This window comes from Tengunoibacter tsumagoiensis (genome assembly GCF_003967535.1).
GTDB lineage: Bacteria > Chloroflexota > Ktedonobacteria > Ktedonobacterales > Ktedonobacteraceae > Tengunoibacter > Tengunoibacter tsumagoiensis.
In genome coordinates this window covers 3041453-3061767 of record NZ_BIFR01000001.1, presented here as the reverse complement: position 1 = coordinate 3061767, position 20315 = coordinate 3041453, and the positions used below count along the sequence as shown (strand labels likewise).

The window sequence follows — 20315 nt, the reverse complement described above, 5'->3', positions numbered from 1 at the left end:
ACCCTAAATCCATGATAATTTGAGACGATCAAGAACACGCTTCAACGGCGCTACTTCTTCAAGACCCAGGAAGCGTGCGCTCCGCACGTAGACAAAAATGCCTACAAACAGTTCTAAGGCCAATTTTATCACGGCCATAATAGTACCACCCACACCCAACGTCTTATCATGGGTTGTGACAAGGATCAGATCCAATAGAAACCGTGTCACAAACAGTACCAGACCCATCGCCAGAGCCGCCAGGAACACACGAAGCGCAAACTGACCCAGCTCCCGTATGCGCAGGTCCCCAACACGCTGCTGCAACAACCAGAACATGACGCCTGCTTCCAACAGGCCCGCCAGCGCGGTCGAAAATGCCAGCGCCCCCATTCCCCACTGCGGACCCCAGACGGCCAGATTTACCAATAAGAGACTGAGTGCAATCTTAAACACAAATTGCCCAACGCTAATGATGACCGGCGTCTTACTATCACTCATGGCATAAAATGAGCGCGTTAAAATCTCTACTGCCGCCAGCCCTACCAGACCAAACGCAAAACACCCCAAGGGGACAGCAGTATTCTGAGCACTCTGCAACGTGTAGGAGCCATGCTGTAAAAGTACTTGAATAATTGGAAAGCCCAGGATTATTAAGCCAATACTCGAAGGAATAGACATAAAGAGGATATTGCGCAACGTCTCTAAAATGGTGCCTCGCACACGATCAAAACGGCTCTTTGCTACGTTTTCAGCCAGAGTCGGGAAAGCAGCCGTAGAGACAGCCATACCAAAAATGCCCAGCGGAAGTAAGACAAGCTGCAAGGCCTGATAATATTGTGTAATGAGTCCATTCACATTCCCAATACCAGGAATCCCCACCATCAACAAAATCAGGCCACGATCGACAAACGTCGAGACATAGAGCATAGCTGCATTGATGATACGAGGGACCATCTGCCGCCCAATCTGATGGACTCCTGGGTGACGCCAGTCAAATGATTTTGGTGTATACTGCATCCCGACTTGCAAGAGACCCGGAAGCTGAATACCGACCTGCAAAACCGCGCCAATGACAACGCCCCAGGTAGCAGCATACACTGCAAACTGGTAGTTGCGCTGACCATGAAATGCCAGATAGATTCCCGGCAAGAGACCAAGAATCAATCCTACATTGTACAGCACCGTCCCTGCGGCGGGCAGCTTAAAATCCTGCCTTGCATTGAGTACCGCAGTCACAATAACGCCGCCACCAAGCACAACAGATTGCAACAGCATGATGCGCGTCAAAGATGCGATAAGATCAAGCTGCCTGGGATCATGAATTCCAGGATTGTACAGTGGAACGAGCTGACGCGCAAAAAGGATAGCAATCAATGCAAGCCCGGCCATAATCGCTAACGCGAGATTCAAAGCCGAGCTAGCAATATGCCAGGCACTCTTCTCATCTTTCGCTCCAACCATATAATTCGTAAAGACGGGAATAAAAGCCGAGCTCAGCGCACCGCCAGCCACAATATTAAAGATAAGATCAGGAATGAGAAACGCTTGTAAATAAGCATCTGAGAAGCCGCTGGTTCCAAACACGAAGGCAAACATTGAGGTACGCAACAGACCCAGAACACGGCTGGCCACAAAGGCCATGGTAAGAGCCATGGTCGCACGCCTGATGCGCAAACGTTGCATCATTCCAGTATCTTGTCCAGCCGCACCAGCTGACGGCTGGGCTCCCCCTCTTGACTCATTACCGATGAGCGAATTAGCAGGTGGATTGGTAGAGACGCGCACAGCCTCTAATGGACGTGAAGGCAGAGAGAGATGCGGCGATAATTGCGGCGCGTTCGAGACAGTAGGCCGCGGTGAAGCAGGTGGGCTGGGCGGCCACGATGGAAGTTTGGGAGTGGGAGGAACTTCTGGTCGATCGTGCTGACGCTGTGGCTGCATCCATGGAAATAACGAGGTTGGGGCCCCGGCCCCAGGGCTCATTCGCAACTGCTGGCGACGCATACGCTCTTCACGTAACTGCTGTAAGCGCTCCTGCCGCAACTGAGCCATGGGCTGCGAGGGCTGGGGGACATCATAATATTGATACTCCATCCCCTGCCCATACCCCAGCGAGCTCCCCATATCAGTAATAGGCCCTTGCCGGATAGAGCGGCCGGGTGGCGGAGGTTCTACAGGCCCTGGAGCAGGCCGTTGAAATAATCGTGGTGGCACAGGAGAAGGCGAACGAGGCGCGATCTCTGTCTCATCTGGATCATATTGCCACTCATAATACTGTTGTGACCCCTGCTCTGGACGGGGGAATTGCTGTCCTTCGTTTCCCACAATGATCTCTTACTGCTGTGTCTCTTTTCAAGACAAAATGCTTTCAATCATCCAATGAAAAAGCATGAGCCGATCCATGGCTCTTACGTCTGTAGGTCGTGGTACTATTCTTTGCATCTCATCGCTGTACGATCTTCTACTGACCCTACTACAAACAATCGCCACAGCCCCGTCTGCTCAGCATATCATACCATCGCAATTCTGACTAGTAGTGCATCAGAAGGTCCTTTTTTTTCTTTCTTCATGCATAAAACAGGATATTGTTGCCTTTTTTTCCAGACAAAAAAATTCATGAAACAAAATCCACTGACTTCTGCTCTTACTTAGTACAATCGGAAATTTTGAAATGTAGTGACAATCTCTTTTCACAGATCGTCACCCTGGAGGTTAGATGAAACCCACGCCTTTGTATAAAGCCATCGTTCTTGTCGCCGTCGTTGGTCCATTGCTCGCTACTGTTTACGCAATCTACTCACTGTGGGGGCGTGCTATTCATGCAGTCGATCTTGCGCTGCTCCTAAGCATGTATACAATTACTGCTCTGGGTGTGACTGTGGGTTTCCATCGTATGTTAACTCATCGCAGCTTTAAGCCTAATCCCGTCATTAAGTTTCTTTTCCTGGTCATGGGCTCGATGTCGCTCGAAGGTATGGCCATTGAATGGGCCGCAACTCATACCAAACATCATGCCAAATCTGATCGCGAGGGTGATCCACATAGCCCGGTCGAGGGGTTCTTCCATTCACACGTCGGCTGGCTCTTTAAAGACAGTATGGCCGATCCAAAAGTCTACACTCCACATCTGTTAAAAGATCCCATTGTCATGTTTGTGAGCCGTACATTCTTTGTCTGGGTTCTGCTCTCCCTGGCCATTCCGTTTGCAATCGGCGGCTGGTGGGGCTTGCTCTGGGGCGGACTGGTCCGCATCTTCCTGGCTCATCATGTGACCTGGAGCGTCAATTCAATCTGCCATACCTTTGGCAAACGCGAATTTGAAACATCCGATCAGAGCCGCAACGAATGGGTTGTTGGCCTGCTGGCCTTTGGTGAGGGCTGGCATAATAACCACCATGCCTTCCCCCGCTCAGCCTTCCATGGCCTGCACTGGTGGCAGTTCGATCTCTCCGGCTATATTATCTGGACCATGGAGCGCCTCGGCCTCGTCAAAGACGTGTATCGCATCCCCGCCGAACTCCTGAAGAAACGCTACCAAAAAGATGCGGTGGCCACAGCCACTGGCAAGGTGCTTGTCTCTAGCAAGTAAACTTGCCCATCCCACCAAAAGTGCTCAGAAGACGATTCTTGACTGAGCACTTTTTCTTTGGGTTTTGTACAGTAAAAATAGGGCTAATCCTCCTGGATCCCCTCTCTGCGAGAAAACAGTATCTTTGTTCATACATTTGACAGTGCAGACAAACACTTATACAATTCAAGGTATGACATGGAGTGATGGGTCCTTTTCTGCTCCATGGACATTAAAGACGTACGATGCTGTTAGGAGCGTACTTTTTCATGAAACATCTCAACGCCGTGATTCTTGCCGGTGGTAGTGGCACGCGCTTGTGGCCCTTGAGCACACCCAGTTTCCCCAAACAATTCTTGCCCCTCCCAAGTGGGCATAGTATGATTCAGGAGACACTGGCTCGCGTCGCTGACCTGGCCTCTCCCGCCCAATCCTGGGTGGTAACCGGTCGCAGTATGGCTGATCTTGTGCAGGAACATCTGCCCAGCATCTCGGCGACCCATATCCTGCGGGAACCCATGGGACGCAATTCCGCCCCGGCTATCGCCTGGGCAGCTGCGACTGTGGCTCGACAGGATCCCGATGCCATTATGGCTATCTTTAGCGCTGATGCTGTGATTACAGAGGTCGATGCACTTCATCAAACGCTTAAGCTCGGGTATCAATTAGCGGAACAAGGAAAATTGGTAACGATTGGCATCAACCCTACCTCGCCTGAAACGGGCTATGGGTATATCCGCTATGCCCAGAAGATCAGTGAAGGCTTTGGCTATCAGGCCTATCAAGTCGAACGCTTTGTTGAAAAACCCAATCTCGCTACCGCACAAAGTTATTTAGATGATGGCCATTATGTCTGGAATGCCGGTATCTTTATCTGGAGCGTCAAAACCATTCTGGCTGAACTCAATGAACATCTGCCAGAGATGGCCCATACCCTGCATCAGATTGTCAATTCTAATGACCCTAATACGCTCGAAGCTCTCTGGCCTACCCTTCAGTCTATCTCTATCGACTATGGAATCCTCGAAAAATCTCATAATCTTACTGTAATACCTGCACATCTTGGGTGGAATGATGTTGGCAATTGGGAACAATATGGAGCACTCTTCCCTTCCGATGAACAAGGAATTCGCGCAGTTGGCGAACATACCGGCTTTGGTAGTCAGAATGTGATTATTTATAATAATACTTCTCGCCGCGTCTATACTGTCGGTCTCGAAGATGTCGTTGTCGTTGAAATGGAAGATATGACGGTAATCTGCCACAAAACACAGGTCCAACGTGTAAAAGAGTTATCTGAACATCACCATAAACAACCCAAACAAATATAAGTCTCTTTTTTCAATTGCTCACCAGATCAACGTAAAAATGTGTGTCGCCGCTGGCTCCACAACGATTGCACCTCCAGTGAAAAACTGCGGTGCTCTCTTTGTGAAAGCTCGCGGCGATCCATTTTTGGAAAAAAACTGTCCCACCAGACTCACCCCACACAAGTTATTGATTCTATGTTATACTACGCTACAACTATTGACTGCTTGCTATAAAGGCTAGCCATTTACCAGGTAGAACCAAAATTATCCGCTTTCACTGTGATAGTTCGCCTTAAAATGGACGTATATAAAGACATAAGTGAATCTTTTGTCTTATCCTTACAAAGGACTCTTCTGTCTCTTGCTTGAAGGTTTTTTAGCGAGGCTCTGCGACCAGTGCGGGTCTGCATGATAATAACGATGAAGTACTCTGACTATCTTTTGTCTCGCAAGGGTCATTCGGCGTCATTACCTTTTTTGGTAAGCAATACTCACTCTTATCTTATCACTATTTCTCTCGAGGAGGTTCCCGCTTTGATGCATACTTCCACCCGCACTGTTCGCCGCCTGCCTGCTCTCTATTTCCTGGTAGCCGCCCTTTTCTCTCTTATCCTGGCTGCCTGTGGCTCGGATAATAGCTCGACAGGCTCTACTCCTTCCACTGTTGCTACGATTGCTCCTCCCACAACGCTGTTACAATCTGGGCAATTATTGGTCGGTAGCGACACAACCTATACTCCGATGGAGTATCTGGATGCGAAAACCAATAATTTTGCTGGCTTTGATGTCGATCTGGCAGCAGCGCTCGCTCAACGTATGGGCATTAAATCGACGATTCAGAAGACAAGTTTTGATACGATCTTCGATGATCTTAATAATAAGCGCTTTGATATCGTGATGTCTTCCGTCACGGTGAATGATAAGCGTTCCAAGAAATTCGATTTTGTCCCCTATTTCAGCGCGGGCGAGTCTCTTCTGGTAAAGACAGGCAATCCAAAAAATTTGAAGTCGACCGCTGATCTCTGTGGACTCAATGTCGGGGTACAGACTGGTACCGTTGAGCAGCAAGATCTGGACGCCGCCAGTAAAGATTGTCAACAAAAAGGGAAAGGCGAGATCAAACAGACGATTCTGGATGATCAGACTGCGGTCATCGACCTGCTGGCAACTGGCCGCGTCGATGCCACTTATCAGGACTCCCCGGTGACCGATTACTACAATAAAATCAATCCTGGACGCTTTGTAGTCGGTGGCTCAGTGGTCAACTCGGCTCCTTATGGAATCACTATCCGCAAAGGTGATACAGCGATGCTCGATGCTGTGAAGGCGGCCTTCAAATCGTTGAAAGACGATGGAAGCTACGATAAGCTCTTCACAAAGTGGGGCTTTACGCCTTCACAAAAAATCTAATGCGCTAAATAGTGGCTCTCTGCCAGGAAATTGAAGAGTGGGCGAATGCGCTCGACACTGCTTCTACCCGCTCTTCAATTTCATTCGATCAGCTCTCATACGCTCGCTCCCTGCTCCTCTGGATAGAGACAGGGAATCTCTATTTCAAGGAGGAATATTGCGTTGTTTAATTGGAACATCGTATGGCAATATCTGTTTCAGGACCCCTTTCTCCTCTTCCCTAAGGCTGCCTGGACAACTCTCTGGATTGCAGTTGTAGCTCAGACGATTGGCGTTATCCTTGGGCTCTTTATTGCGCTAATGCAGATCTCTCGCATCCCCTGGCTGGTTGGACCGGCCCGTGTCTATCTCTGGTTCTTCCGTGGCAGCCCTTTACTGGTACAGGTCCTTCTGTTATGGAATGGCTTACCCCAGATTGTCCCCGGCCTCTTATTACCTGATTACGCCTGCATTCTTGTTGCGTTCTCGCTCAATGAGGCTGCCTATATGTCAGAGATCATTCGAGCCGCCATTGGCTCAGTTGATAGTGGTCAGATGGAGGCTGCCAGGGCTCTGGGCATGCGTTATCCGCTGGCGATGCGCCGGATTATTATTCCACAGGCCGCTCGTGTGGTCATCCCTCCTCTCGGCAACGAGTTCAATAATATGCTGAAGACCACTTCAATTGCTTCAGTGATTGGTCTCCTTGAATTGACAGGAACAGCTCGCGTTTATGGAGCACAAACCTTTATTGTCTTTGAGCTCCTGATCGTTGCCACCGTCTACTATCTCATTATGACCACAATCTGGGATGTGATTCAACGTTGGATTGAGAATCGTTTGAATCCCGACCGCGTGCGCAGCGCAGCCATAGATAAGGCAACTTCAAAAAGTCTGGTGCAGCGTGTAGCTGGCTTTGGCCGTTAGTGGAATCAGAGAGGAAAACGACGTACTTATGATAAACGAAGGTGCTCTTGTCGAAACTACTGACACCCCTATGGTAAATGCCCAGCAACTGGTCAAAAGCTTTGGCTCTCAGATCGTGCTCAATGGTGTAGATTTCTCTGTTGACCGTGGCCAGACAGTCGTGGTGATTGGCCCCAGTGGTTCCGGCAAAACGACGCTCTTACGCTGCCTCAATCATCTTGAGAAGATTGATAGTGGCCGCATTTATGTTGATGGGCAACTTATTGGGTATCGAGAGCGAAATGGCCGCCTGGTGGAAGATAGCGATGCCAATATTGCGCGCCAGCGGGCTCAGATCGGGTTTGTCTTTCAACGCTTTAATCTCTTCGCTCACATGACTGCGCTAGAGAATATCATCGAAGCCCCTATTCACGTGCTGCGTCAGCCAAAACATGAGGTCATTGAACGCGCTCAGATACTTCTGGAAAAGGTCGGGCTCTCTGCAAAAGCCAGCGCCTACCCCCATAAGCTCTCTGGAGGCCAACAGCAGCGTGTCGCCATTGCCCGCGCCCTGGCGATGCAGCCCAAGTTGATGCTCTTTGATGAGGCCACCTCTGCACTCGATCCCGAACTGGTAGGTGAAGTGCTGAAGGTGATGCGGGATCTGGCTGAGGAGGGGATGACGATGGTCGTAGTCACCCATGAGATGGGCTTTGCTCGCGATGTCGCTGATCATGTGGTCTTTATGGAAAAAGCTCAGATCGCTGAACAGGGTCCTCCAGAACAGATCTTTGGCGATTGCCTCAACGATCGCACCCGTGAATTTCTCGGCAAGGTTCTTTAATACCTTTCAAGCCCTTATTGAGACACGACTTCTGCCCTGCGTACTACCATAGGCAAGGGGATGCTACGTTCTCCTCAGTCAGGAAGAAGAGCGCTCCCTCATAGCGAGATCTCGCTATGAGGGAGCGCTCTTCTTCCTGACCAGCATAATGCACACATATAGAGACTGTTCGCAGCTCCAGATCACCTGGCTAGAATGATGGCAACGACTCTCTTCTATACAAACTGTGACTCGTGAAAGCAAGCAAGGTGTGCTATAATTGACCAACATTAATCACCGGTCAATTGCTATCCACCAGGTTTACATAATCCAATGGCCCTGATGGCAGAGGAAGATAGGTAATGAGGGGTTGCAGGGAGTGCCACATCTGTTCGTCGAACAGACAGATACCTCTAGTCGTTCCAGAAGGCAAGATGCTTCCTGATTCTCTGTGCAAGACACGATTAGCCTAGAGGAGGTCTTTATTCTGTGTTCTCAATTCGCTCCATCCCATACAAACAGCGGCCTGCGTTGCTCCTCCTGTTTGTCACAACGCTCTTACTGACCATCAGTGCCTGTGGTAGTACCTCGGGAGACAATACGCCCAAAGCAGTTGCAACGGTTGCTGCACCATCAAATCTGGTTACACCGGGAAAATTGACCGTTGGCCTGGAGCCATCGTATACTCCGATGGAGTTTCTTGACCCCAATACCAATGACTACAACGGGTTTGATGTCGACCTCGCCAGGTCCTTAGCACAGCATATGAATCTTCAGTTGGAGATTAAACGCACAAGCTTTGATACGATCTTCGATGATCTCAATAACAAACGCTTCGATGTGGTTATCTCAGGGGTAACGGTGAATGCTGAGCGCGAAGCCAAATTTGACTTTGTCCCCTACTTTAATGCTGGCGAATCGCTTCTGGTCCATAAAGGCAATCCTAAACATCTGAAATCTGTCGCGGATCTGTGTGGCCTCCAGGTTGGCGTCCAGATTGGGACCGTCGAACAGGCTGATCTAGAAGCAGCCAGTGCAGCCTGTAAGCAGCAGGGCAAAGCTGAGATTAAACAATCCGTCCTTTCCTCACAGACTGAAGTTATTCAGCTTCTGGTTGAGAATCGTGTGGATGCCACCTACCAGGACTCACCAGTAACTGACTATTACAATACCATTAATCCAGGGCAGTTTGAGATTGGCGGCCCGGTTGTCCATGCCCAACCTTACGGTATTGTCGTACGCAAGGGCGATAGTTCGATGCTGGATGCTGTAAAAAATTCGTTTAAGGCTCTCCAGAGCGATGGAAGCTATGAAGGCCTGTTTAAAAAATGGAACTTTACGGATAGTCAGAAGGTTGCTCTGTCCCCTGAACAGCCACGTCACGCATAAAGACTGTAAACAGCTTCGTGGTCTCTCTCTGCGATAAGCAGTAACGCATCACGAAGCGCCCGATGCCTTTAGACTTCTTTTTATCTTTGTACCTGCTAGAATTTCGATGATAGAAAGGAGGGCCATGGCTATGTTTCATTGGGACGTTGTCTGGCACTTTCTCTTTCAAGATCCACATCTCCTGTTTTTAAAGGCAGCCTGGACCACATTGTGGATATCTGTGGTAGCACAATTAATTGGCGTCATTTTGGGATTATTTCTGGCCTTGATGCAGATCTCTCGCTTCCCCTGGCTGGTCTGGCCCGCTCGTGCCTATCTCTGGTTCTTCCGTGGTAGTCCATTGCTGGTACAGGTGCTGCTGCTCTGGGTTGGACTTCCCCAGCTCGTTCCTGGCCTCTTGCTGCCCGATTACGCCTGTATCCTCATTGCGTTCTCGCTCAACGAGGGGGCCTACATGTCAGAGATCATTCGCGCCGCCATTGGCTCAGTTGAAGCTGGCCAGATGGAGGCTGCCAAAGCTCTGGGCATGCGCTATCCCCTGGCCATGCGCCGGATCATTATTCCACAGGCCGCTCGTGTGATTGTTCCGCCGCTCGGCAACGAGTTCAACAATATGTTGAAGACCACCTCGATCGCTTCGGTCATTGGACTGCTTGAGCTAACGGGAACAGCTCGCGTCTATGGAGCACAGACCTTTATTATCTTTGAACTCTTGATTGTTGCTACCGTCTATTATCTGGCCTTAACAACGATCTGGGAGATCATTCAACGCTGGATTGAAAATCGCTTAAATCCTGACCGCGCACGAAATGTTGCAATCGATCAGGCTACCGAAAAGAGTCTGGCGCAGCGTGTCGTGGGCTTTGGTGCTGGTTCTGGACAGGCCCATTAGCAGAACGAGGAGAGAGGATAGTATATGGTACAGGACATGGTTGGACAGAAGCGTCCCATGGTACAGACAGAGCAATTAATTAAACGCTTTGGACAGAATATGGTCCTCAATGGCGTAGATTTTCGCGTTGAACGCGGCCAGACAGTCGTGGTGATTGGCCCCAGTGGTTCCGGCAAAACGACGCTCTTACGCTGCCTCAATCATCTTGAGAAGATCGATGGTGGTCGCATCTATATCGATGGAGAGCTCATTGGCTATCGTGAACACAATGGCAGGTTGATCGAAGATAGTGATGCCAATATTGCTCGTCAGCGAGCACAGATTGGGTTTGTTTTTCAGCGCTTTAATCTCTTCGCTCATATGACTGCGCTGGAGAATATCATTGAAGCCCCTATTCATGTGCTTCGCCAGCCTAAAGATGAGGTCGTTGCTCGTGCAAGAAAGCTCTTAGCGAAGGTTGGGCTCTCGGAAAAAGAACATGCCTATCCCCATAAGCTCTCTGGGGGGCAGCAACAGCGTGTCGCCATTGCACGCGCCCTGGCGATGCAGCCCAAGTTAATGCTCTTTGATGAGGCCACCTCTGCACTCGATCCTGAACTGGTAGGTGAAGTGCTGAAGGTGATGCGGGACCTGGCTGAGGAAGGGATGACGATGGTCGTAGTTACCCATGAGATGGGCTTTGCTCGCGATGTCGCTGATCATGTGGTCTTTATGGAAAAAGCTCAGATCGCTGAACAGGGTCCTCCAGAACAGATCTTTGGCGATTGCCTCAATGATCGCACCCGTGAATTCTTAGGTAAGGTTCTCTAAAGCCATCCTGGATGATCTGAGAGCCACGTCCTGGTAGTACGGGACGTGGCTCTCAGATCATCCTCAGATCATCCAGGATATAAAAACACGCATCTTTCCATGCCCCTCTCACCTGTGCACCGCCAGTCAATATGTTATAATTGCATTGAATTGTCAGTGCCTTGATTAGAAGGGAGTCGCCTATTATGCTCTCTACATCTTCAGTGCTTGGCACATATCATGGTCGCCACAGCTTGTTACCTCATACTGTTTTCAGTGCTCCCATATTGCGCTGTCAGCTACAGGGCTACCAGCCACTGTCCTGGCACAACGTCTGTTTCTTTGCCGCTGGCAATCAATTACGCCTCTGAATAGAGGGCTTCTATTCAGAGGGTAGAAAGAAAGAAGATTTGCACCCGCAAATACATATACAATTACGTGTTGCTATGTTACACTTTGGGCTCATTGCTCAACGATAAGCATAGCTCATCACACACCACAACCACCTGATAGATCTTGCTAATGCCTCGTGTTCACGGCTGCTAACGATCGGCATACACCGAATACGTTTTTATGTACTGGCGATGGGGGGATAGTATGGACCAGGGACGAATAGAGATTACTCAGCGCACTTCTCAGTTGGCCATGTCCACGGTCAATGAGAACCACGTCATGGTTACTTATGCATAAAGTGGGTATTTGTGGTTAGATTTTAACGTAGCAGGAAGGATTTTAGAGTATGTCTACCCATCCATATCGTCATAGTAGTATTCCAGAGGAGATTCTCGCACTATCACATGAGCGAGATATTTTGCGCCGCCGTGGTCAGTATGATCGCGCAGACCTCTTAAAGCGACAGCTCGAAGAGGCTGGCTACCTCGTTAAAGATAATCCCCATGGGGCTCATCTCGTGATTCTTCCTAGCATCAATGTCGATGGGAAATTGTATCGCACTACACGCCAGCTCCCTTCTATGCTTGAAGAGCCTGATCTGAATACCTTTTCAGTGATCATTGTGGTACAGAATAACGCGATGGCCGCCCGCCGCTGCTGCGAGAGTATTCTGAAGTATGCAGGCGGCGCAAATCTGGAAGTGCTACTGGTCGATAATGCTTCGCAGGATGGCTTTGATCTCTGGGCTGAGACCCAACGCCATCGCGATTCACGCGTCCATCTCTTGCGCACTTCACGCACAATGCCTCTAGGCGAGGCCCGCAATGTGGGGCTCAAACAGAGTCACGGTCGTTATATCGTTTTGCTGGATGCCGCTGTCGAGCTCACGGGCGATATCTTTACCCCTCTGGCCGAGGCACTGGCCGATGAGACCATTGGTCTAACGGGCGCCTGCGGTCTGCACACCGATGATCTGCGCCACTTTGAGGAGAGCACCGAGTCCGAAGTAGAGGTCATTGATGGCACCTGTATGGCCTTCAAACGCTCGCTCTTACATGAGACCGGGCTCTTTGATGAACACTACCGCTTCCCATTGTATATGGATATCGATTTTAGCTTCTCCATCCGCGATGAAGAGCTTCAAACGATCCGTCTGGACAATCTCCCTCTGGTAAGACATCTGGAAGAACAGAGCTCTGCGCTCAGCGATTCTGAACGTACGCGTATCACGAAACGCAATTTCTATCACTTCTTAGAGAAGTGGGGCGATCGCGATGATCTGCTTCTGTACAGCGAGAGCGAGGAAGATGAGGAGTACGTGGATGAAGATGAGGACAGCGATGAGTAAAAACAGCTAGGGAAAGCCAGAAAGCGAGGATGGCCAGAGGTTGGATCATCCTCGCTTTCTGGCTTTCTTCTGGTCTTGAGGTCGCATCTTTTTAAGACCTCTGTCCCAACATTCTTTGAATAACGTCTCCAGCCAGGATACAAAACAGACTTTCTCTCGTACGATCACCATCTTTACAGACAGATATGATATTATGTGAGTACCATCCTAAAACGGCCACATATCACAAACCTTATTTTTGGAAAGGTAGTATCTGCATTGCAAACTTTTAAAAAACGCGAAGAAATTCCTGCTGAATTTACATGGGATCTTGCCAGTATTTTTGCTCAAGATGAGGATTGGGAACGCGATTTCCAGGCTCTCCAAAAGCGCTTGCCCGAACTCGAAGCCCTTAAGGGGACACTGGCTCAGAGCGGTGAGTCTCTCTTCGCCCTCCTCCAAAAACGTGACGAGATCTACGAGAGTCTAGAACGTCTCTATACCTATGCCTCTATGCGGAAAGATGAGGATACAACTCGTGGTGCCTCCCTTGCGATGGCCGACCGCGCGATGCAGCTGTATGTGCGCACTTCTACCGTCTCTTCATTTATTGAACCAGAGATCCTTGCGCTCCCTCAGGAGACCCTGCAACAATTTTTAGTGCAGACACCTGAGCTGACTCTCTATCGCCATCAGTTAGAGGATCTGAATCTCAAACGTCCCCATGTCCGCTCGGCTGAGGTCGAGGCTGTTCTGGCTGCCGCTGGCGAAGTCACAGAAGCCCCTGATGCGATCTTCTCGATGATCGATAACGCCGATCTCAAACTCCCAACTATCACAAACGAAGAGGGAGAAGAGGTTGAACTGACGCAAGGGAATTATCTCACCTTCATCCGCAGCAAAGATCGCTCTGTGCGCAAGACCGCTTTTGAGGCCCTCCATGGCACGTTCCTCAAGCAGCGCAATACCATTGCTGCTACCCTCTCGGCTCAGGTGAAAACAGATATTTTCTATACACGTCAGCGCAACTACGCTACAAGCCGCGAGCGGGCGCTCTCGCGCTATAACATTCCCGTCAGCGTCTATGACAATCTGATCGAGACCGTTGGTGAACATATTCCATTACTCAATCGCTATCTGGCTCTACGCAAACGCATCCTTAAGCTCGATGAGCTCCATATGTATGATCTCTATACTCCAATCGTCGAAGAGACGACCGATGGTGTCACGTATCTCCAGGCTCGCGATACGATCCTCGAAGCGCTCGCACCTCTCGGAGCTGAGTATGGACAGACGCTACGAGATGCCTTTACCCAGCGCTGGATCGATGTGTATGAGACGCCAGGCAAACGCGGCGGGGCCTATAGCGGCGGGGCCTATAGCACACGTCCCTTTATCCTTCTCAATTTCCAGAACAAACGCGAGAGCATGTATACCCTGGCCCACGAGCTTGGTCATTCGATGCATTCTCACTATACACGCACCCATCAACCCTATCAGTATGGCGACTATACCATTTTTGTTGCAGAGGTCGCTTCTACCCTCAATGAGGGCCTGCTGACCGAATACTTGCTCAAAACAACCTCTGATCCTGCCGTACGGATTGCTATTCTCAATCATTCGTTGGAAGACATTCGCGCTACTCTCTTCCGCCAGACGATGTTTGCAGAATTTGAGCATCAGATCCATAGCCAGGCGGAAGAGGGGACCTCACTCACCGCCGATAAACTGACGGAGCTCTATAGCGCTCTCAATCAGAAATATTATGGTGGCGAGACCGTCATCGATGACCTCATCGGCATCGAGTGGGCCCGCATCCCGCATTTCTACTATAATTTCTACGTCTATCAGTATGCTACGGGCATCTCGGCAGCCTCCGCTCTGGTTCACAAGATCCAGACCGAAGGACAGCCAGCCGTTGACCGTTATCTGAAGTTCTTAAGCTCTGGCTCTTCAGACTATAGCATTGAGCTGCTCAAAAAAGCTGGCGTGGATATGACTACCCCCCAACCGGTCCGCGAAGCTTTCCAGCTCTTTGAGTCTCATCTCAATCAATTGGAAGAGCTCCTGGGCAAATAAGCTGGAGACTTTCATGAAAGGGCTTCGCCACCCGGAATGAAAACTTCATTTGCAGAAGAGTACACAGAAAGCGGGTCATCCTTCATGGAGGATGATCCGCTTTCTGTGTACTCCAGCTTATTCTGTCTTCTTTTCTCTATTGCTGACGCTTTTTGTATCTTTTTGGGATCTCCAACAGTGTACTATGAGAGGGCCTACACCGAAAACAGGTCTGCCTGACGGAAAAGCCCGTCAACAGAAATATGCTACCATCGCCCTCTCCAGTAGTGTATTTCATATGAAACGACCAGATAATCAAAGGAGAACTATACCATGGGCGAAGAATATGAAAAGAAAGATCTCGGCACAAAGGGCGAAGAGAATACCTTAAAAGGAAAACTCAAACAAGCCGCCGGTAAGGTGCAGAACAAAATGGGTGAGATGACTGGAAATACTGAAGAGGAGATGAAAGGCAGAGCGAAAGAGGCTGAAGGGACTGGTCAGTCAACGATCGGCAATGTCGAAAAAAAGATCGATGACAAATTAGATCGATAGGCCGATCGATAGGCTGATCGGTAAGTCTCCTGTGTTTGCATTAGAATAGCCAAAAGAGCGGCTACACCCACGTATAGCTGGTGTAGCCGCTCTTTTTTGCTCTTTTCAACGCCTATCGCACTAGGGGTTATCCCAGTGACGACCATCTTCCTCAATCAAGGTATCAGCTTCCTGTGGTCCCCAGGAACCCGCCGCATAGGGACGCACTGTCTCGGGTGGCAGATCTGCCCAGACCTTTGTAATACTATCGATAATACTCCACGATGCCTCGATCTCATCGCGACGAATAAAGAGGGTTGAGTCGCCCAACATACAATCGGCAATCAGACGCTCATAGGCCTCAGGAGACTGAACTCCAAATGCGCTATTATATGAAAATCCCATGTCCACTGTCGCCAGTTGTTGCGCTGCACCTGGAACCTTTGCACCAATCTTCAGCGTAATCCCTTCATCTGGCTGAATACGGATTGTCAAGCGATTCGGCTCCAGACCTCTGGTCTCACCCACTTTATACAATTGGTGAGGCACACGCTTAAACTGGATTGTCACTTCAGTGCTGCGCTTAGGAAGATGTTTGCCTGTGCGCACATAAAAGGGAACATCGGCCCAGCGCCAGTTCTCAATGCTCAACTTCAGGGCCACATAGGTCTCAGTGGTGGATGTAGGGCTCACCCCCTGCTCCTCTTTGTAGCCAACCACAGGCTTACCATCTGCCGTTCCGGCGATATATTGACCACGCACAACATTCTCTTTCACCTGCTCAGTTGTAAAGATGGGAATGGCTCGAATCAGCTTTAGCTTCTCATCTCGAATAGCCTCAGCGTCAAAGGCGGCTGGAGGCTCCATGGCCACAAGGCTGAGGAGCTGCATCACATGGTTCTGTACAATATCACGAATAGCCCCCGCGTGCTCATAAAATTCGGCCCGCGACTCTACTCCAAGGCTCTCCGCGACGACAATCTGGACGTGATCAATATATTTCTGGTTCCACAGAGGCTCAAAGATCCCATTGGCAAAACGAAAGGCAATAATATTTTGTACCGTCTCTTTGCCCATATAGTGATCAATCCGAAAAATCTGGTTCTCTCGAAAGACGCGGCCAAGGTCGCGATTCAGCTTCTGAGCCGATGCCAGATCATGCCCAAATGGCTTCTCAATGATGATACGCGTCCAGGAAGTATCTCCATTCCCATTATCACGCGAGGGGCGAGCCAGGCCAGCACCGCCTAGATGATAGATGATCTCAGAGTCCGTATCTGGCGGGGTTGCCAGATAGAAGAGCCGGTTCCCACTGGTATTCTGCTCACTATCCAGCTTATCAAGCAGATCAGAGAGCTTCTGGTATCCTTCACGATCGTCAAAGTTTGATTGACAATAAAATAGACGGCTTGCAAAGGTCTTCTTTTCTGCATCATCTAGCTTATCGTCCTCAGGCATATATTTCTCAATGGAGGTTAACACCTGCGCTCGCCACTTCTCGTCATCAAAGGGGCGACGAGCAAATGCCACAATGCAGAACCCTTCAGGGGTGGGATGATTGAGCATAAGATGGGCAAGAGTAGGATAGATCTTACGCTGTGCAAGATCGCCAGTTGCACCAAAGATGACGACTGTGCATGGCTCTGGTAAGTGTCCATCCTGCCAGATGGTATGCTGCTTAAGATGTTCTGGAACTTGAACGTTCTGTGTCAAAGCAAACCTCTCTTTGTCAAAAGCAATGTAACATGGATGTCTGATATCTACACGTTGACCACGCGCCCTTTGGATTAGAGGAACGTGCTGCTGAGATATGTCTGAGATCTTTTCCACCACCACCACTATACCTCAAAAGAAAGCCATTCACAAAATCAGTGACCAGAACGTAAATGCTCCACGACACATACCCTTTGTGTATGTACCGTGGAACAGAGATTCAAATGAGGAGCACTTAAGAAGCTGTTCTATTTCTTTGTACGCACACCACTCGCTTCCATCAGGTGACGAAGCAGTTTCAATGGGCCGCTCTCAATGATGAGGAAGATCAGGGTACACAGGAGAAGAGGGGCAAGAATTGCCAGCGAGAGAGCTGCAACCATTCGTACATGAAAGAGAGCCAATGCAATAAATTGCAGGATAACCAGCAAGGCGAGCAGACCCAATGAGGTCAGGATCGACGCGAAGCGCCAGCGCAGACGCAGACGATCATGGAGGACCTGATAACGAAGCGTCGCCTGCTGGCGCAGATTGTACTGCCAGGCGAACAGCTGCTGGCGCTCTTCAGCGATCTGCTGACGCTCCTGCTCTAGCTGGTCAGCGATCTTTTGCAGCTCACGTTTAAAGTAGAGCGTCTCCGCCAGGTACTTATCTTCTTCTTGCCTCACCTGTAGTTCCACGGTTTTTACGACATCGTGCAATAGATAGGTGGTCTGCTCAGAATCGCTTAAGACCGCATTGGTGGCATCTTCAACAAATTGACGCGTTCGAGATTCCAATTGCTCTGCAAAGGCATCTGCCAGCTCATGATAATGCTGCTCTAATTCAAGATACTGGGTATGAATACGATTACGCTCTTCCATGATCTCTTGCAGGTGCGATTGATATTGAGCAATCTCTTGCCCATGCCCACTATGAATAACTGCAATCTCTTCCTGGAGCTCTGCTTTCAATGCGTCATATTCAACCTGAAGTTGCTGAAGCTCCTTCTGCTGATAGTCGAGTTCTGTACGCAGATGACGGTTCTCTTCGCGCAATTGGATGACCTGACGCCAGGCTAATCTGACACCAGGCGACTCCGGTGATACTGTGGGCAAGATATCTGTGTGCTTGTGCTGGAGAAGATTCTGCCTGCGTTCACTTGCGCTTACACGACGATCTAATGGACGCGATACTTTCTCTAAAGCTTCTGTCATCGACTCTAAAGCTTCTGTGGTCTGCGCAATCTCATCGGGAGAGAACATCCTGCCTCCTTGTCTGCTTCCCTCTTTACTCAGAAGCAGAAACGCTTCATAGCGTGGTCAATTATGCTATAGCATGCATGCAGTATTTCCGTTTGTTAAAAGCACAAGCATTGCTTACTACCAATTATGCAGAAAAGTATGCAAAGATGCAAGGCTTTTTATGATGAAGCGGCGAGAAAACCACGAGATCTTTAGCCTCGTTGATGAACGCCGCGCTTCACCCCTGGCTTTCAATGTACTGGCGAATGGTCTTCTGGCTTGCGTTGCCGATGGTACAACAGAAGTATGCATCGCCCCAGAATGCCCTCTCTTTCCAAAACTGTTTTCTCAATTCCCGTTCGTGTCTCTGCCAACGTTGCACTGTCGATTCCTGCTTTCACCTGCGTACAATTGCCAGTGGTGCTATCCCAGCCTCACTTTTCACAAGACAATGAATATGATCTTGATCCGCTTCCATTGTCTCAAAAGAGAAGTCTGATCTGATTGCAATGTCCTCAAAGCGGTGTTTCACTTCGTCTCCGTAAGGAATAAAGAACTTTTTCCAGTATTTGAAGACAACGATCAAATGGGAGAGTATGAGGACCTTCCCATGATTCTTTGTTGCATAATCCATGAGGATCGGGCGCTCACTCTCTTCATCTTCTCAAACTTTGGGATGGGCTTTAAATCGACCTTTTCCCCATCTATCCCCATTAAGATCACATATCCTGTGGACATACGCCCTTTGATAAAGTACTCCTGTTTCCTATGGCGCACCTTGTCAAACTTGCGGAACCCCTTGATTTTACCTGTGGGGATACGCCGCTCGCTTCTCACTCCTTTGGTTTGTTGGTAATCTCCATCAGAGACACATTTCTTGGCAAGCACCGTTTTAACCTGGAAAAGAGGCTGATTTCCACGTGTGGCAATCATGGCTGCATCGTTGGTGTGCGTTTTGGGTAAGCCTGCCAGGAAGCGGTGTTCTTTCGTCACAAAACCAAACGTTTCCTCGGCTCCCTCGACCTGTTGCAATAATTGCACACGGATACTATTCATCTGCGTGGCATGTGCGAGGTTCCCCTTCCTCTTGCCTGGCTTCTTGAGTATCACCGTCCCGGCATGGAGACCATCATGGCAGGTCTTACAAAGTGTCAAGAGATTGCGCTCCTCATCACTTCCGTTCTGGGACCGAAAAACGATGTGATGCACCTCCAGGTGCTGGTCTTTGCTTTCCCCCTGGCAGTGCTGGCACTGGTATCCATCGCGGGTGAGTACATAGGCTTTGGTGTTCGCAAACCCATAGTTGATGCCTCGTTGATAGAGCCACTTCTTTTGTAACACCTCCGGGTTTTTGAGCGCATGGAGGTCAAAGGTTCCCGTTTCTAGCACGATGGCGCTGATGGGCAAGAGTGCCTGCACAAAGCGAATTTCCCGTAGATGAGCCTCGATCTTACTTCTCATGGTTGGGGAGAAGCGACCAGTCTTGATCGAGTTTCTGCGATTGAGCCAGCGAGCCTTGCGGTAGCGCGTTTTCCTATTGCGTCGATTGCGCCGAGCTTTGGCACGTGCTTTCATCGTGGTAGCAATATCGTTGCGTATCTTGACTTCAGAAAGATAGGAGATATGGCCCTGTTCATTCGCGACCGCCGAACCAATCATCGTACTTCCGGTATCTACTCCGAGTGTTAAGGGTTGGGTGTAGCTCTTCTCTGGCATGGTAAAGAGCTTGAGTGTGAAAGGCGTGCGGCGGATCACTTTGGCCTTGCCCTCCTTGAGCAACAAACGGGCAACCACCGCAGAACAGGGCATGAGTGGCGTCCTATCTGGTGCCAGAATATACACGAGTGTCATCACCAGTATTCCTTTCGGAAAAAAGCTCCGGCATATGCCGGGTCATGCGTATCCCTGCACTGTGACCATGGAGGGAGTTCGACCTCATCTCGACAATGTTCAAGAGGCTTTTTGCACCTGGATCACCGGGCCTTTCCTCAACCCTCCTTAAACCCAGGCGACAGAGCA

16 protein-coding genes and 1 pseudogene are annotated in these 20315 nt (G+C 49.6%); 12 read left to right on the top strand and 5 right to left on the bottom strand.

The features are described from left to right. Positions 1-3: 3 nt before the first annotated feature. Positions 4-2307, bottom strand: coding sequence for a murein biosynthesis integral membrane protein MurJ (murJ, locus tag EL628_RS12105; RefSeq protein ID WP_126580201.1), 2304 nt, complete (start codon positions 2305-2307; stop codon positions 4-6). Positions 2308-2698: 391 nt separating this feature from the next. Here murJ and EL628_RS12100 point away from each other — a divergent pair, with 391 nt between their 5' ends. The 12 genes from EL628_RS12100 to EL628_RS12050 all read left to right on the top strand — a co-directional run bounded on the left by EL628_RS12100 (position 2699) and on the right by EL628_RS12050 (position 15381). Continuing rightward, entirely contained in the window at positions 2699-3571 is an 873-nt protein-coding gene (locus EL628_RS12100; protein WP_126580200.1) for an acyl-CoA desaturase, read from the top strand. A gap of 248 nt (positions 3572-3819) precedes the next feature. Next, positions 3820-4881, top strand: coding sequence for a mannose-1-phosphate guanylyltransferase (locus tag EL628_RS12095; protein WP_161975452.1), 1062 nt, complete (start codon positions 3820-3822; stop codon positions 4879-4881). Positions 4882-5397: 516 nt separating this feature from the next. Continuing rightward, the gene (locus EL628_RS12090; RefSeq protein WP_161975451.1) at positions 5398-6270 is read left to right on the top strand and encodes an ABC transporter substrate-binding protein; all 873 of its coding nucleotides are present in this window, start codon (positions 5398-5400) and stop codon (positions 6268-6270) included. Positions 6271-6432: 162 nt separating this feature from the next. Then, on the top strand, positions 6433-7176 hold the full coding sequence (locus tag EL628_RS12085) for an amino acid ABC transporter permease (protein ID WP_161975450.1): 744 nt from the start codon (positions 6433-6435) through the stop codon (positions 7174-7176). A 28-nt stretch (positions 7177-7204) separates the two neighbouring features. Then, positions 7205-7999 carry an amino acid ABC transporter ATP-binding protein gene (locus tag EL628_RS12080; protein ID WP_126580196.1) on the top strand — a complete coding sequence of 265 codons (795 nt, stop codon included), beginning with the start codon at positions 7205-7207 and terminating at the stop codon, positions 7997-7999. Between the two features lie 468 nt (positions 8000-8467). Continuing rightward, positions 8468-9367 (top strand): ABC transporter substrate-binding protein, encoded by a 900-nt coding sequence (locus tag EL628_RS12075; protein ID WP_126580195.1) that lies wholly within the window; start codon positions 8468-8470, stop codon positions 9365-9367. 124 nt (positions 9368-9491) lie between these two features. Then, positions 9492-10259, top strand: coding sequence for an amino acid ABC transporter permease (locus EL628_RS12070; protein WP_161975449.1), 768 nt, complete (start codon positions 9492-9494; stop codon positions 10257-10259). Positions 10260-10283: 24 nt separating this feature from the next. Continuing rightward, positions 10284-11069, top strand: a complete 786-nt coding sequence (locus tag EL628_RS12065) for an amino acid ABC transporter ATP-binding protein (RefSeq protein WP_307719290.1) — start codon at positions 10284-10286, stop codon at positions 11067-11069. A gap of 185 nt (positions 11070-11254) precedes the next feature. Beyond that, positions 11255-11419, top strand: a complete 165-nt coding sequence (locus EL628_RS29820; RefSeq protein ID WP_161975448.1) for a hypothetical protein — start codon at positions 11255-11257, stop codon at positions 11417-11419. 368 nt (positions 11420-11787) lie between these two features. Beyond that, entirely contained in the window at positions 11788-12789 is a 1002-nt protein-coding gene (locus tag EL628_RS12060; protein WP_126580193.1) for a glycosyltransferase family 2 protein, read from the top strand. A 258-nt stretch (positions 12790-13047) separates the two neighbouring features. Further along, on the top strand, positions 13048-14847 hold the full coding sequence (pepF, locus tag EL628_RS12055; protein WP_126580192.1) for an oligoendopeptidase F: 1800 nt from the start codon (positions 13048-13050) through the stop codon (positions 14845-14847). A 312-nt stretch (positions 14848-15159) separates the two neighbouring features. After that, on the top strand, positions 15160-15381 hold the full coding sequence (locus EL628_RS12050) for a CsbD family protein (RefSeq protein ID WP_126580191.1): 222 nt from the start codon (positions 15160-15162) through the stop codon (positions 15379-15381). A 120-nt stretch (positions 15382-15501) separates the two neighbouring features. Here the strand turns inward: EL628_RS12050 and zwf are convergent, their stop codons facing one another. The 4 genes and pseudogenes from zwf to iscB form a co-directional block, all read right to left on the bottom strand. After that, the gene (gene zwf, locus EL628_RS12045; protein ID WP_126580190.1) at positions 15502-17073 is read right to left on the bottom strand and encodes a glucose-6-phosphate dehydrogenase; all 1572 of its coding nucleotides are present in this window, start codon (positions 17071-17073) and stop codon (positions 15502-15504) included. 248 nt (positions 17074-17321) lie between these two features. Next, positions 17322-18317: a hypothetical protein gene (locus EL628_RS12040; protein ID WP_126580189.1), complete on the bottom strand. Its 996-nt coding sequence runs from the start codon at positions 18315-18317 to the stop codon at positions 17322-17324. A 217-nt stretch (positions 18318-18534) separates the two neighbouring features. Continuing rightward, a pseudogene (gene tnpA, locus EL628_RS30530) lies at positions 18535-18930 on the bottom strand (IS200/IS605 family transposase). After that, complete coding sequence (gene iscB, locus EL628_RS12025) at positions 18879-20147, bottom strand: RNA-guided endonuclease IscB (RefSeq protein ID WP_126580186.1); 1269 nt, start codon at positions 20145-20147, stop codon at positions 18879-18881. The pseudogene tnpA and the gene iscB overlap by 52 nt, the downstream one beginning before the upstream one ends. Positions 20148-20315 lie beyond the last annotated feature (168 nt).

Coding starts and splice junctions, on each gene's coding strand:
- EL628_RS12100 (WP_126580200.1), top strand. CDS start 2,699: ATGAAACCCACGCCTTTGTATAAAGCCATCGTTCTTGTCGCCGTCGTT.
- EL628_RS12095 (WP_161975452.1), top strand. CDS start 3,820: ATGAAACATCTCAACGCCGTGATTCTTGCCGGTGGTAGTGGCACGCGC.
- EL628_RS12090 (WP_161975451.1), top strand. CDS start 5,398: ATGCATACTTCCACCCGCACTGTTCGCCGCCTGCCTGCTCTCTATTTC.
- EL628_RS12080 (WP_126580196.1), top strand. CDS start 7,205: ATGATAAACGAAGGTGCTCTTGTCGAAACTACTGACACCCCTATGGTA.
- EL628_RS12070 (WP_161975449.1), top strand. CDS start 9,492: ATGGCTATGTTTCATTGGGACGTTGTCTGGCACTTTCTCTTTCAAGAT.
- EL628_RS12065 (WP_307719290.1), top strand. CDS start 10,284: ATGGTACAGGACATGGTTGGACAGAAGCGTCCCATGGTACAGACAGAG.
- EL628_RS29820 (WP_161975448.1), top strand. CDS start 11,255: ATGCTCTCTACATCTTCAGTGCTTGGCACATATCATGGTCGCCACAGC.
- EL628_RS12060 (WP_126580193.1), top strand. CDS start 11,788: ATGTCTACCCATCCATATCGTCATAGTAGTATTCCAGAGGAGATTCTC.
- EL628_RS12050 (WP_126580191.1), top strand. CDS start 15,160: ATGGGCGAAGAATATGAAAAGAAAGATCTCGGCACAAAGGGCGAAGAG.
- EL628_RS12040 (WP_126580189.1), bottom strand. CDS start 18,317: ATGTTCTCTCCCGATGAGATTGCGCAGACCACAGAAGCTTTAGAGTCG.
- iscB (WP_126580186.1), bottom strand. CDS start 20,147: ATGACACTCGTGTATATTCTGGCACCAGATAGGACGCCACTCATGCCC.